Source organism: Pseudomonas gingeri (assembly GCF_013385425.1).
Taxonomy (GTDB): domain Bacteria; phylum Pseudomonadota; class Gammaproteobacteria; order Pseudomonadales; family Pseudomonadaceae; genus Aquipseudomonas; species Aquipseudomonas gingeri_D.
Window position 1 is genome coordinate 245419 of record NZ_JACAQA010000003.1, and the last position, 12913, is coordinate 258331.

General features: G+C 62.4%; 12 protein-coding genes. All 12 read right to left on the reverse strand.

Annotated features, from left to right (window positions below):
• Positions 1-8: 8 nt before the first annotated feature.
• The 12 genes from HX830_RS03745 to HX830_RS03800 all read right to left on the reverse strand — a co-directional run bounded on the left by HX830_RS03745 (position 9) and on the right by HX830_RS03800 (position 12901).
• Positions 9-1589 carry an ABC transporter permease gene (locus tag HX830_RS03745; protein WP_152739105.1) on the reverse strand — a complete coding sequence of 527 codons (1581 nt, stop codon included), beginning with the start codon at positions 1587-1589 and terminating at the stop codon, positions 9-11.
• Entirely contained in the window at positions 1590-2615 is a 1026-nt protein-coding gene (locus HX830_RS03750; protein WP_177099012.1) for an iron ABC transporter substrate-binding protein, read from the reverse strand. It lies immediately after the preceding gene.
• A gap of 78 nt (positions 2616-2693) precedes the next feature.
• Entirely contained in the window at positions 2694-3998 is a 1305-nt protein-coding gene (efeB, locus tag HX830_RS03755; RefSeq protein ID WP_177099013.1) for an iron uptake transporter deferrochelatase/peroxidase subunit, read from the reverse strand.
• Positions 3995-5134, reverse strand: a complete 1140-nt coding sequence (locus HX830_RS03760; protein WP_177099014.1) for a hypothetical protein — start codon at positions 5132-5134, stop codon at positions 3995-3997. Before HX830_RS03760 ends, efeB begins: the two co-directional genes overlap by 4 nt.
• A gap of 110 nt (positions 5135-5244) precedes the next feature.
• Positions 5245-6729, reverse strand: coding sequence for a carbohydrate porin (locus HX830_RS03765; protein ID WP_218171191.1), 1485 nt, complete (start codon positions 6727-6729; stop codon positions 5245-5247).
• A 335-nt stretch (positions 6730-7064) separates the two neighbouring features.
• Positions 7065-7568: a TlpA disulfide reductase family protein gene (locus HX830_RS03770; protein ID WP_103497450.1), complete on the reverse strand. Its 504-nt coding sequence runs from the start codon at positions 7566-7568 to the stop codon at positions 7065-7067.
• A 26-nt stretch (positions 7569-7594) separates the two neighbouring features.
• Positions 7595-8620 carry a hypothetical protein gene (locus HX830_RS03775; protein ID WP_103497451.1) on the reverse strand — a complete coding sequence of 342 codons (1026 nt, stop codon included), beginning with the start codon at positions 8618-8620 and terminating at the stop codon, positions 7595-7597.
• 85 nt (positions 8621-8705) lie between these two features.
• The gene (locus HX830_RS03780) at positions 8706-9080 is read right to left on the reverse strand and encodes a DUF2946 domain-containing protein (protein WP_256350405.1); all 375 of its coding nucleotides are present in this window, start codon (positions 9078-9080) and stop codon (positions 8706-8708) included.
• A gap of 154 nt (positions 9081-9234) precedes the next feature.
• Entirely contained in the window at positions 9235-9996 is a 762-nt protein-coding gene (locus HX830_RS03785; protein ID WP_152739120.1) for a 1,6-dihydroxycyclohexa-2,4-diene-1-carboxylate dehydrogenase, read from the reverse strand.
• 10 nt (positions 9997-10006) lie between these two features.
• Positions 10007-11029, reverse strand: coding sequence for a benzoate 1,2-dioxygenase electron transfer component BenC (gene benC / locus HX830_RS03790; protein WP_152739123.1), 1023 nt, complete (start codon positions 11027-11029; stop codon positions 10007-10009).
• Between the two features lie 10 nt (positions 11030-11039).
• A complete protein-coding gene (benB, locus tag HX830_RS03795; RefSeq protein WP_152739126.1) occupies positions 11040-11528 on the reverse strand; it encodes a benzoate 1,2-dioxygenase small subunit in 489 nt (162 codons plus the stop codon).
• Entirely contained in the window at positions 11525-12901 is a 1377-nt protein-coding gene (locus tag HX830_RS03800) for a Rieske 2Fe-2S domain-containing protein (RefSeq protein ID WP_177099016.1), read from the reverse strand. Before HX830_RS03800 ends, benB begins: the two co-directional genes overlap by 4 nt.
• Positions 12902-12913 lie beyond the last annotated feature (12 nt).

The following is a 12913-nucleotide window of genomic DNA, read 5'->3' on the forward strand; positions in this document are numbered from 1 at the left end:
GTCGATCCCTATGATTGGAAGCTACCCAGCACCGCCGATTTGCCGAACAGCGACATCAGCAGCCAGGTGGAAAACAGTGAAATACCGACCAGCATGGCGGCATACGGCGCGGCAGCGGCAAAGGCCATCGCCGAGGTATCGACCCAGACCTGGGTGGCGAGCGTGTGGGTACCGATGGGTGACAACAACAAGGTGGCGGTCAGCTCCGTGACGATGGTGATAAACACCATCGAAGCGGCGGCACCGATACCGGGGCCGGCCAGCGGCAGAATCACCCGCCATGCCGTTTGCCACCACCGCAGGCCCAACGAGCGGGCCGTGTCTTCAAGACGGGGTTCGATCTGCACCAGCGTGGCGTGTACACCGACCAGTGCCAGCGGCAGGAACAGGATCGAATACGTCAGGACCAACAACGCCGCACTCTGGTAAAGCGGTTGGATAAAGCGGATCGAGATCGAAATCACCGCCAGGGCGATGACGATACCCGGCACGCCCTGCCCCAGATACGCAATACGCTCCAGCAAGGTGCTGATACGACTTGGAAAGCGCGCCAACAAAAAGCCCAGGGGCAACGCGAGCAAGGTGGTGAGCAGCGCCCCGGCCAGGCCAAGGCCCAAGGAGGCACAGGTCGTGCTGGTCAATTGCCCCAGCGAGAACTCGGAGGGCGTCACGGCGGCCTCGCTGTGCTGCAGCAACCAGTAGCCGATCATGCCCAGGGGAACGCCCAGGGTGGTCACGGTCAAACCGGCAAACCCGGCCCATACCAGCCATTTCGCCCGGCCCAGTTCGTAGCGGGTGGCCGATCGGCGTGTGCCACGGTCGAGCCGGTCATAACGCGTGAGGCCGCGCACCTTGAACTCCGCCACCAGGCAGATCAGGCACAGCAGTACCAGCACGCAGGCCAGCAAGGCCGCACCGGCACCGTCGAAGCTGGCACGATATTCGGCATAGATCTCGGTGGTAAAGGTCCGGAAACGCAACAGTGCGAACGCGCCAAACTCGGACAGTACGCTGAGGGCGACCAGCAGTACCCCGCCCAGCAACGCCGGTTTGAGCTGCGGCAGCACCACGCGAAAGAAGCAGCGCCACGGCCCGAGCCCGAGGGAACGGGCGGTTTCCTCCAACGCCGGGTCCATGCCCCTGAGCGCAGCGGAAACCGGCAGGTAAACCAGTGGAAAGTAGGCGGTGGTGACCACCAGCAAGGCACCGGAGAAATCCTGCAACGACAGGCTCAGGGAAACCCATGCATAGCTGGTGATAAAGGGCGGCATGGCCAGCGGCACCGCCGCGAGCACCGCCCAGACACCTCGTCCCGGAAGATAGGTGCGTTCGACGAACCAGGCCACCGCCGTACCGATCAAGGCCGAGGCGAACGTCGCCGCCAGGACAATCAACAAGGTATTGACCGCCAGCTCGCCGACAATGGGCCGGAACAGTAATTCGACCGCGTCATCGTAGCTGAAGCTCGCCGCCTGCTTCAGGGTGAAGGCCAGCGGCGCCAGCACCAGCAGCGCCACGACGACACAGACAAACAAAAGTCCGAACGGCGTACGCCGTTCGGACTTGACCGCAATGGTCGCATTGGCCATTTACAGCAGGCCGGCCTGGCGCAGCAACTTGACCGCGTGGCTATCGTCACCCAGGGTCTTCATATCCAGGGCCGGTGGCGAAAGCTTGCTGAACGGCAGCAGTACAGGGTCCGGAGCAACACCCGCGCGCAGCGGATACTCGTAGGTCACCTTGTTGCTGGCCATCAACTGTTGAGCGCCTTCGCTGGTCAGGTAGGCGGCAAACTTGTTCGCGGCTTCCTGGTTGCGGGTGGTCTTCAGGACCGCGACGCCCGACACGTTGACCAGCGCCCCGACATCACCGTTGGCGAAGTGATAAAGCGCACTGTGGGTCCCTTTGTCACCGGCTTCGGTGTGCAGGCGCGCCCAGTAGTAGCTGTTGATCACCCCGACGGCAACACCACCACGGTTGACGGCAGCGGTAACGCCTTCGTCATCGTTGAAAATCTGCGAGTTGGTGCGCAGGCCCTTGAGCCACTGCAAGGTGGTGGCTTCGCCCTTCACCGCCAGCATCGCGCTGACCAGGGGCAGGAAGTCGGCATCGGCCGGCGCAATGGCCACCTTGCCTTTCCAGGCCGGCTCGGCCAGGTCGAGCAACGAGGCCGGCAATTCAGTGGCCTGGACCAGCTTGGTGTTGTAGGCCAGCACGTTTTCACGGGCCAGCACCCCGACCCAATCACCGCTCGGCGAGCTGTAACGGGCCGGGATAGTCGACAAAGTGGCGGGTTGCACGGGGGCCAACAAGCCCTTCTCTTCCAGCAACATCAGCTCGGGAGAGTTTTCGGTGAAGTACACGTCGGCGGGCGAGGCACTGCCTTCGGCCAGCAGTTGCGCCGCCAGTTCCGGACCTTCACCGGTGCGCACCTTGACCGAAATGCCGGTCTGCTTTTCGAAATCCTTGACCAGTTGATTGACGGTCTGCTCGTGTTGCGCACTGTACAGGGTCAGCGAGGCGGCCTGAGAGACGCCGCACGCCAGCATCGCGGCTGCCAGGCAGGCGAGTTGGACAGTGCGCGGCAACGTGGCGTTGAAAACCTTGAAAGACATTCGAAATACTCCCAATACAGCGATGATTACAGCCAAAGAGGCGCAGCCCGATACAGGCTGCGCCCTGCTCGACAGCCCTTAGCTGTCGAGCCCTTCGAACAACCCGGCACCGATGAACGAACCCTCGCTGGCACCCGGTGGGCAGGCGAAGATCCCACTCCCCACATGGGTGGTGAACTGGTTCATGATGTCCAGGGTGGACAGTTTCTTGTTGATCTTGATAAAGCCGCTGCGCGGGTCGCGCTGGTAAGCCACGAAGAACAACCCGGCATCGAGCATCATGCCCTGGCGCCATGGTGGCCAACGCTCGGCATAAAAACCCACCCCATCGTTGTAGGAGTAGGCACGCCGCAGAATCTGCGCACCGTCGTTTTCAGCGGCGGCGGACAGCCGCGCATGGGCATTGTCCGGAATGATCGGGTTGCCGTCCTTGTCTTGTGCTTCAAGATCCAGCGGGTCGGACTCGTGGGTCTTGCCCAGCGGCGCGCCACTGGCCTTGTCACGACCCACCACCTCTTCCTGGAAGCCCAGTTCCGTCCTGTCCCAGTGCTCCAGCGCGATACGGATACGCCGCACCACGACATAGGAGCCCGCCTTCATCCAGCCGCCTTCATCGCCGACCCAGACCACCTCGTCCATCATCTTGCTGTCGCGAGTGGACGGATTGTTGGTGCCATCCTTGAAACCCATCAGGTTTCGGGTGGTGCCGCCGCCAGCCGGGGGGCTGGTAAAACCGGACTGCATCCACTTGATCAGGGCCACGCCATCCGCCAGGGCGAGCAGCTCACGCAGGGCATGGAAAGCCACCTGCGGATCATCGGCACAGACCTGGATGCTCAGGTCGCCGCCACACTTCTCGGCTACCAGTTGGTCGCCGTTGAATTTCGGCAGATCGACCAGCGCTTCCGGGCGCCGCGATGCCAGGCCATAACGGTCCTTGCCATCACTGCCGACAAACAAGCCGGGACCGAAGCCAAAGGTCACGGTCAGGCGAGACGGCCTGAGTCCCTCGGCCGAACCGCCGTCCAGTGGCGCGGCATCCTTGGGCACCGCCAGTGGTTGCGCGGTCTCGCCATGGCTCATGCGATTGGCCGCAGCGGTCCAGCGCTTGAGCAGCGCGATCACATCCGCCCGCGCAGTGGTTTCCAGGTCGAACGCGGCAAACAGCGAATGGGTCTGCTGTGGCGTGACGATGCCGCCCTGGTGCACGCCATAGAACGGCTCGACTGCGGCCAACGCCTGGCCGGCCTTGGGCTTTGCCAGGCTTTCGGCCGCGGCCGCGCCGCCGGTGCCGATCACTCCCGCGGCAACGGCCAGGCTGCTGGCCGCGCTCAGGAAACGACGCCGGGACAGGCCAGGAACACTGTCGTCGTATGTACTCATTTGGCCAGGACCAGCATGTTGACGTCGTCTTCCACGTAGTAGAAGCCATCACCGGTCGGTGTCATGACCAGGCCGAACAGATCGCCGTTACCCGGTGGTGTCTGGGCCTTGTTGGCATCGATCCACTGGGCAAAGAGCTGCTTGCCGGTTTCCGGGTCGATTTCCACGACCTTGCCGTTCAAGCCGTTGGTGGTCAGCAAGTGGCCATTAGGTGCGGTGGTCAGGGCCAACGGACGCAGCAACATGCCGTCCTTGGTCAACGTGCGGCCGACACCGGCGCTGGTGGTACGGGTGGTGGCATCCCAGATTTCGCTGATGCGGTTGGCCAGGGTATCGGAGACGTACAGCTTGTCGTCCTTGCCCATCGCCAGGCCGGTCGGGCCGACGAGGAACACACCTTTGTCAGCCTGGGCGCTGAAGCCACTGCCGACCACGGTCTGGTTGGTGATCACTGGTGGCTTGCCTTCCGGGATCTTCAGGTCCAGGCGCAATACCGTGGACTGAATCACCACCGGTGGCGTGCCCTTGGCGCTGCCGACACCAAAACCGGCGTTGCTGACAAACAAGGTCGCGCTGGAACCGTTGTCGATCACCGCCATATTGCCCCATGGGTCGTTGATATTCGGCCCGGACCAGACATCCACCACCTTGCCGTTCGGGTCGAGCACCACCAGGCAACCAGCGCCCTTGGTGTCGGTGGTCCCGTCATTGCTCGGGGTGCTGCCGACGATCACCCAGCCACTCTTGAGCATGGTCATCGCGGTGCTGAGGCCGACGCCGCCCGGGCACTGCGGCAGGTCATGGGGCAATTGGGCAAACAACGACAGCTGCTTGGTGCTCGGGTTGTAGTCGACAATGGTGGTGCCGACGCCCTGCAGGTTGGCGGCGTTGTTGAAGTTGTCGACCAGCACGTCATCCTTCTGGATTTTCCCGGCGGACACCGGTGCCACGGCAATGGCGTACGGGTTCTGGTCGCCATTGTCCGGGACCGTGGACGTCAGGGGCTGGTGCTTGTGGATGCCGGTCAGGAAACCCTGGGCATCATCCGCGTACGCCGGCAGGGCGACATTGAAGGTCAATAGCGTGGCCAGGGCCACAAGGCCTTTGCCCAGACGCGGCAGGCTCGAATACGTCATGCAATACTCCTGATTTCTCGAAGTCGACAGGCCCTGTCGGGCAGGGCCGAAATCAAACAAAGCGGATCGGTGCGCTCGGGCCGGCGCAAAGCGCTCGGCCAGCGTCCGGTCTAGAGGGTGATGTTGGTGCGCAAGCCCCAGACCAGCGTGTCACCCATTCGCAGCGTCGGATCGTTCGGGTTCTGGCCCGCCCCTGGATTGAGCGTGTACTGAATGTCCGGTTGCAGTTGCAGCCACGGGGTCAACTGGTACTGATAGGTCGCTTCAAGAAAGGTCTCGCCATTGCGCACGCGGTTGCCGCTGTCGAGATCCAGACCCGCGGCGCCACTGCCGACCTTGACGTAACCCAGCGCCAGGCTGACCGTATCGGCATCGCGGCCTTCGAAAGGCGCGGCCAGGGTCACGCCGGCGTTGGCACTGAAGCTGATCAGGTTGCGATCGCCCGGCGCCCCCATCAGGCGGGTGAACACGCCCACCGAACGCATGCTGTCCGGGGCCTGGCGCCAGATCATCTGGTCGGCCACGGCGTAGACGCTGTAGTTGCCCGAATGCTCGGTGGCGGTGCCGTTGCTGTTCGGATCGGCGAGCGACAAGCCGTCGGTGCCGTAGCGCTGGTCGGCGAAGTTCTGCGTGTTGTACCAGGCGCCGAGTTTGTAGAGACCCGGCAGACCGGGGTTGGCGGTCTCCGTCTGACCCAGAGAGGCCGGGTTGACGGCGTACTGCAGCTCGGAGATGTACAGCGCGCCGGTGTGCAGGTCGAAGTTGGTGCCGTGGGCGTTCTGCCGTTGCGGGTCACCGTCGTTGGTGCCCGCCGGGTTACCGTCATAGACGCCCGCGAGGACGGTGATCGCATCGGTCGGATGCACCCGCACACGGATACCCAGGGCCGACAACGGATAGGCCGGGCCACCGGCCGGCATGTCGTAGGACGGCACCGCCGGCCAGCCGAACATGGTGTTGACGAGGGTACTGGCGTACTGGCTGACCATGAACTCCTGGTCGATGCTCTGCTGGCCGACGCGCAAATCCAGGGTCTCGTCGAGGAATTTCTGCTGGTACCAGGCTTCCCACAGGCGGGTGCCGGTGTCCGCTTCGATACCGCTGGCGGTCTGCAGGGTGCCCAGCTTGTCGGCGCTGAGGTTTTTCCCGTGGACGCTTATGGCGCTGATGTTCAGGGTACCGCCGGCCAGGCCGAACATCTTGAGGGTGTCGAGCTTCAGGGTCATGGTGGTGAGACCGTCGTAGTCCCCACCGCGATTCAAGCCGCCCTTGGCATTGTTCAGGTATTCGCTGGTTTCCGTCAGGCCCAGGGTCACGCCATAGGCCGCGAGGCTCGAGCGCAGCCCGCCGATATCGCCGAGCATGTTCTGGCGCGTCCAGAAACCGGTCCACTGACCGGCTGGCGCGGCCTTGATCGCCAGATCCGCTTCAGGTAGGTCCGCAGGGTTGACGTCATCTGTCGCCATGGACGGATTGGCCGTCGGCACTGCTTGCGCCGCGTTGGCGGGAGCGACCCACAGCCAGGCGACAGAGCAAGCCAGGGCGGTCGACAGAACAACACGCTGAGTGGATCGGTGGTACGACATTGCGCGCATCGATGACTCCATAAGGACTTGATCCTCACACCGCGGCAACAGGCTCGGGCCACGGGAAAGGATCAAAATGAGAATCGAAATGAGAACCGGTCTCGAATTGCGCGCATCTTAGGCCTGGGAATTTTTTAATACAATTTGTTTCAGATGAAACTTCGCCTCCAGAACATGAAACTTTTTCCCCAGGCTCTGGTTCGGGCCTCACAGGACGATATCCCCCCGCCCTTCTCGGCACCGGCCGGAGAAAAGCACGATGTGATATCTGTAATTGGCTCCGCTATAGCGGAGCATGGCCGGTCCGAGTGCCAAAGCACTCGGCGGTTTTCAGGCTGTCAGTGCTAATGCGTCGCCAGCAACGGGTTCACCAACTGATCCAGCAGCGCCCGATCGATTTTCGGATCGCCCACGCTACCGTCCTTGCGCACCACGCCCTGCCTGTCGATGACGTAGGTCATGGGCATCCGCCAGACCCGGCCAAACCCCTTGAAATCGGCGTCCCGCTGGAACGCTGCGGGATAGCTGTAGCCGGCCATGACCTTGTGCACCATGGCGTCGTCCTCCGGCTCATCCATGCTGATCGCAATAATCTTCAGCCCTTCGCCTTTGTGCTGTTGGTAATAGGCTTCCATCGCGGGCATTTCTGCCCGGCACGGCTCGCACCAGGAAGCCCAGAAATTCACGATCACCACCTGGCCGGCCTGTTTGCGCAGATCAAAGGTCTCGCCATCCAGGGTTTTCGCCGTCAGATTCGGCGCGTGCTCGCCTACATCAATCGCCCAGGCGGGCAGACCAACCAGGCTGCAACAGAGCGCGAACAAGGGCAGCAGTCTTTTTGTGCTCATCAAGTTTCCCTCCGTCTCATGGATCACTAGAACGCGTATCGGGCGCCGATGGTCGCGGTATAGCGCGGAGCAAGCTGCACGCCGTTGACATTCTGGTAGACCGGCACCTGCACGAAGCTGTAGAGCGAGGTCTTTTTGCCGACCGGCACCGTCACACCCGGACTGAGGTAGGCCAGAGTGCCGCCGGTGCTGACGGTGTCGGCATTGGCACCGACATCGCGCTCGACATGTCGCACATTCAGCTGGAGCTGCGGCGTGACGTAGGCGTTGCCCATGTAGCGCAGGCCGACATTCAGGTTGACGCCATCGCCTGGGCGATAGTGATCACTGGAATCAAGCGCCTTCTGCAGCAAGGCCTGGCCGAAGTAGTCCCAGTTCTTGTTCAGGGTATCCATGTAATAGACACCCAGGATGCCGTCGGTGGTCCCGGTACCCGGTTGCAGGCCACGGTCTATCGCCACAGGGCCTGGGGCGGTGGGGTCGGTGGACGGGGCGGTGTCGTCATGGGCCCCCGTGGGCAGTTTCAAACCGAACAACACTCCCAGGTTGTGCTGCGGTGTGAACCCCTGATAACGACCGATGACCTTGACGTCGCCGAGACTGGAGGTCCTGGAGCTGTACTGGCCCCCACCATCACCTGGGGTCACACCATCCGATGCCGTGCCCAGGGTGTTATGGCTGCGAAAGATATACGGCACTTGCAGATCCACGCCCCAGCTCGCATTGAAGCTGTAGTCCAGGCCCATCGTCAGGTAGTCATTGCGGGTGTACTTTTCCACCTCCTGTGGGTTGCCGTTGTTGGAGATCTGGCTCGCGGCACCTGGAGAAATGCTGTGGCTACCACTACGCAATTGGTTCTGGTTCAGATAGTCGTAACGCAGGTCCAGCTTCAGCCCCGACGAGCTGCTGATGCCCAGATTGTCCCAATCGGAACTGAGGGTGCAGCCACAGCTGGCACAAGCCAACGCGAGGTGCGGAAATAAAGCGGTGACAGACAAAGCCGCGAGCGGCAATACGCTTCGACGGGTACGGCGCAGTGATGGCATGACCATGGGGTTGGCATTCCTGGATTAAGTTGCAACGCATAGGGGCAAACCACCCAAACAGACTGGGGAGGATTTGCCATTGCAAGGAGAATCAGGAAAAAGCGGGCGGGCCGCGCGGCTCGGAGACCAGCCAGACTGTGCTGGCGTAGGGAGGGTAGATCGCTTGTGCCAGCACGACGTCGGTGCGACCGGAAAGCTGCCACTGAACGACGCTGGGCGGTAAACCGATATCGACCGCATGGACGACACACAGCAGGCAATGGCATTCATGGTACTGGTCCGGCGAGGGATCGCGGCTGCCGGAGGACGAGTCGTGTCCGGTCATACCGACCATGTTGCAATGTTCGCCCATCATCATCGACTGCCCATGGGCAGCCGGCAGCAACAGCATCACGCTCGGCAGCAACGCCGCAAGCATGGCCAGGCAAATGGCAAGCTGACGCAATGAGTGGGAAAACCGGGGCATGGACACGAAAGTGACGTCGCTGATTATTATTGGCGCCAAGGGTGACAAACAACGGTCACCAGTACAACGTGTCGGCAACGGTTGCGACATTGTGCCGCAACACGTTTCAGGCAACAGTCTATATATAGCTTATATAACGGCCCGGCGCGTCAGCTCAGCCCAGATCCCCCCCTCCTACTGGCAAGGTCACGCCAGTAATGTAGGAAGCATCGTCGCTGGCGAGAAAAAGGATCGCCCCTGCCTGTTCGTCGATGCTGCCATAACGCTTCATCAAGCTGCTGTCCACGGTCTGCTCGACGATCTGTCGATACCAGGCTTGTTCATCGCCGCTGGGTGCCTGGGCATTGCGCGGGATACGCCGCGGCGGCGCATCGGTGCCGCCCGGTGCCGTGGCATTGACCCGAATCCCGCGGCCGGCGGTCTCGAAGGCCAGGCAGGCAGTCAGGGCATTGACCCCGCCCTTGGCCGCGCCATAGGGCACCCGATTGATCCCGCGCGTAGCCACCGACGAGACATTGACGATCGCCCCGCCGCCCTGCTCCAGCATGTAGGGCAATACCGCATGGCAGCACCAGAGGGTCGGGAACAGTGAGCGGCGCACCTCCGCTTCGATCTCGGTTTCCTGGTAATGCTCGAAAGGTTTGGCCCAGATGGTCCCGCCGACGTTGTTGACGAGGATATCGATGCGCCCGAAACGCTTATGGGCGGCGCGCATGACCTCTGTGCAAGGAGCATGCTGTTCCAGGTCGGCAGTCAGGCTGAGGACCCGTTCGCCACGCAGCTCGTGGACCAGTTCGGAACGGTCCACGGCCACCAGCCAGGCGCCCTCCTCCAGCAAGCGTTCGGCCACTCGTCGACCGATACCTTGGGCCGCGCCGGTGACCAGCGCTACCTTGTCCTTGAAACGTGGGTTCATCACGATCTCCTCAGGCGGCATCGCCGGTCACCAGGGTATTGGCGGTGAATTTCTCGTAGTGGAAGCTGCTTGGGATCACGCCCTCTGCCTTGAAGTGCTGCCGTACGGCATCGACCATCGGCGGCGGGCCACACAGGTAAACGTCGACCTCCCCGCCGTTGAGCAACCCGGGCGCGATGTGCCGGGTCACATAACCCTGGCGCGGGTGCAGGGTCCGCGGGTCGGAGACACAGGTGACGAAGGTGAAATTCGGCAAGCGCTCGCTGAACCCTTGCAACGTCTCGACCATGACCAGGTCCTGGTCCCGGGAAACCCCATAAATCAGGTGGATCGGCTGACGTTCGTTGCGCTCGGCGAGCACTTCGAGCATCGACAGAAACGGCGCCAGTCCGGTACCACCGGCCAGGAACAGCAACGGCCGGGTCACCGTGCGCAGGTAGAAACTGCCCAGCGGCCCGCTCATCGAGACCTTTTCGCCGGGCTGGGCCCGACCCAGCCAGCCGCTCATCAGCCCACCCGGGACATGCTTGATCAGAAAGCTGACGTGGTACTCGCCGGGCAGGCTGCTGAACGAATACGAGCGGGTCTGTTCACTGCCGGGGACGCCGATATTCACGTACTGTCCCGGCAGGAACGCTGGTGCCTGATCAAGTTCGAAACGGACTTCCAGAGCTGCGTCGGCGTGAGCGGTGATCCCCGCCAGGGTCGCGTCGAACCGCGAGGTGCCAGTCTTGCAGGTGCCGGACGGCACCGGCACGGCCAGCACACAGTCGCTTTCGGGAATCATCTGGCAAGTCAGCACCTGGCGCTGCTCGACCTCATCGGCCCCCAGCGCTTCCTCGAGATAATCTTCGCCGAGGTCATAGGCGCCGCTTTCGCAACGGCATTTGCAGGTACCGCAGACGCCGTCGGAACAGTCCATGGGCAGGTTGATCCGTTGGCGAAAGGCGGCGTCGAGCACCTTCTCGCCGGCCTTGCAGTCGATAAAACGAGTGACCCCATCCTCGAAGTTCAGGGCAATGCGATACGTCATGGGCCGGCCCTCAGATATGATAAATATCAATGACTTGGTGGATATAGTCGTTCTTGAGTATCACCTTCTTGCGGGTGATCAGCGGTTGCTCGCCGCTGATATCCAGGCGATAGAACGAGGTCCCGAAGTACGAATCCGTGGTCTTGTAGCGATGGCTGAGGGTGTGCCAGTTGAAGCGCAGCTCGACTTCACGCTCATCACCGTCCAGCACTTCCAGGTTGGCGATCAGGTGCACGGTGCGCGGCTGCGGGGTGCTGGCGCTGGAGCGCTCGGTCTTGATCCGAAACACGCGGTCTTCCAGGCCGTCGCGGTTGGGGTAGTAGATCAGCGAAATCTCGCGCTGCGGGTCTTCGGTCAGGCTGTCGTGGTCATCCCAGGCCGGCATCCAGAATTGCGCCTGCTGGCTATAGCATTGCAGCCATTCGTCCCACTGGCGGTCGTCGAGCAGTCGGGCCTCGCGGTAGAGGAAATCCAGCAAACGATCACGTGAAAGGTTCATACCTGGCCCTCCTTGTCCGTGGCGATCAAACCTTTGCGCTCGCGCTCCAGCGCCGTGAGCAGGCTTTCGGCCCAATGCGCGTGCTGGCGCACGAACAGACCTTCGTCCTCGGTCTTGATACCGCTGAGCAGCGGTTGCATGCCCATCGCCCGGGCATTCTCGTCGGCGCCTTCCAGCCATTGTTTGGCGCCACGGCTGAGGTCGTTCCACAACGGGATCGAGCCCTGGTAGCCGGTCTGGCAGGAGCGAAACTCCTCCAGGTCATCGGGCGTGCCCATGCCGCTGACGTTGAAGAAGTCCTCGTATTGGCGGATACGGGTTGCGCGCTCCTCGGCGCTTTCACCCTTGGGCGCCATGCAATAGATGGTCACTTCGGTCTTGTCCACCGCAATCGGCCGCACCACACGGATCTGCGTCGAGAACTGATCCATCAGATAGACGTTGGGGTACAGGCACAGGTTGCGGGTCTGATCGACGATAAAGTCGGCACGTTCCTGACCCAAGCGCTCAGCCAGAGCCTGACGATGAGCATGCACCGGACGGACCTCCGGGTTGAGCAAGCGGGTCCAGAGCAGGATATGGCCATGCTCGAAGGCGTAGACGCCGCCCAGGCTTTTCGACCAGCCGTTGGCATCCACGGTGCGCGTGCCCTCGGACTCGTAGTTGCGCCGCTGCATGGTCGCCGAGTAGTTCCAGTGCACGGAGCTGACGTGGTAACCGTCGGCACCGTTCTCGATCTGCAGCTTCCAGTTGCCGTCGTAGACATAGGACGAGCTGCCCCGCAACACCTCCAGGCCTTCGGGGGCCTGGTCGACCATCTGGTCGATGATGACCCGGGTTTCCCCCAGGTAATCGTTCAGCGGCGGGACTTGCTCCGAGAGGCTGCCGAACAGGAAGCCGCGATAGTTTTCGAAGCGCCCCAGGCGCCGCAGATCATGGGAGCCGTCGCAGTCGAAGCGGTCGGGGTAGGCGCCGGTCTTGCCATCCTTGACCTTGAGCAGCTTGCCGGTGTTGCTGAAGGTCCAGCCGTGGAACGGACAGGTAAACGAACCCTTGTTGCCTTGCTTGTGGCGGCAGAGCATGGCGCCACGGTGGGCACAGGCGTTGACCAGGCCATGGAGCAGGCCCTGCTTGTCGCGGGTGATCACCACCGGCTGGCGGCCGATAAAGGTGGTGTAGTAGTCGTTGATCTCCGGGACCTGGCTTTCATGGGCCAGGTAGACCCAGCCGCCTTCAAAGATGTGTTTCATTTCCAGCGAGAACAGTTCGGTGTCGGTGAAGATGTCGCGGCGGCAGCGGAACGTTCCGCTGGCGGGGTCTTCCTGAACCGACTCGCGGATCTGGCAGGCGAGTCTGTCGAGTGTGTCGCTCATGGGCTGGGCCCT

Excerpts from the sequence above, each read along its gene's own strand:
- HX830_RS03745 (WP_152739105.1), bottom strand. The coding sequence starts at position 1,589 with ATGGCCAATGCGACCATTGCGGTCAAGTCCGAACGGCGTACGCCGTTC.
- benC (WP_152739123.1), bottom strand. The coding sequence starts at position 11,029 with ATGACGTATCGCATTGCCCTGAACTTCGAGGATGGGGTCACTCGTTTT.
- HX830_RS03770 (WP_103497450.1), bottom strand. The coding sequence starts at position 7,568 with ATGAGCACAAAAAGACTGCTGCCCTTGTTCGCGCTCTGTTGCAGCCTG.
- efeB (WP_177099013.1), bottom strand. The coding sequence starts at position 3,998 with ATGAGTACATACGACGACAGTGTTCCTGGCCTGTCCCGGCGTCGTTTC.
- HX830_RS03765 (WP_218171191.1), bottom strand. The coding sequence starts at position 6,729 with ATGCGCGCAATGTCGTACCACCGATCCACTCAGCGTGTTGTTCTGTCG.
- HX830_RS03760 (WP_177099014.1), bottom strand. The coding sequence starts at position 5,134 with ATGACGTATTCGAGCCTGCCGCGTCTGGGCAAAGGCCTTGTGGCCCTG.
- HX830_RS03800 (WP_177099016.1), bottom strand. The coding sequence starts at position 12,901 with ATGAGCGACACACTCGACAGACTCGCCTGCCAGATCCGCGAGTCGGTT.
- HX830_RS03775 (WP_103497451.1), bottom strand. The coding sequence starts at position 8,620 with ATGGTCATGCCATCACTGCGCCGTACCCGTCGAAGCGTATTGCCGCTC.
- HX830_RS03785 (WP_152739120.1), bottom strand. The coding sequence starts at position 9,996 with ATGAACCCACGTTTCAAGGACAAGGTAGCGCTGGTCACCGGCGCGGCC.
- HX830_RS03780 (WP_256350405.1), bottom strand. The coding sequence starts at position 9,080 with ATGCCCCGGTTTTCCCACTCATTGCGTCAGCTTGCCATTTGCCTGGCC.
- HX830_RS03750 (WP_177099012.1), bottom strand. The coding sequence starts at position 2,615 with ATGTCTTTCAAGGTTTTCAACGCCACGTTGCCGCGCACTGTCCAACTC.
- benB (WP_152739126.1), bottom strand. The coding sequence starts at position 11,528 with ATGAACCTTTCACGTGATCGTTTGCTGGATTTCCTCTACCGCGAGGCC.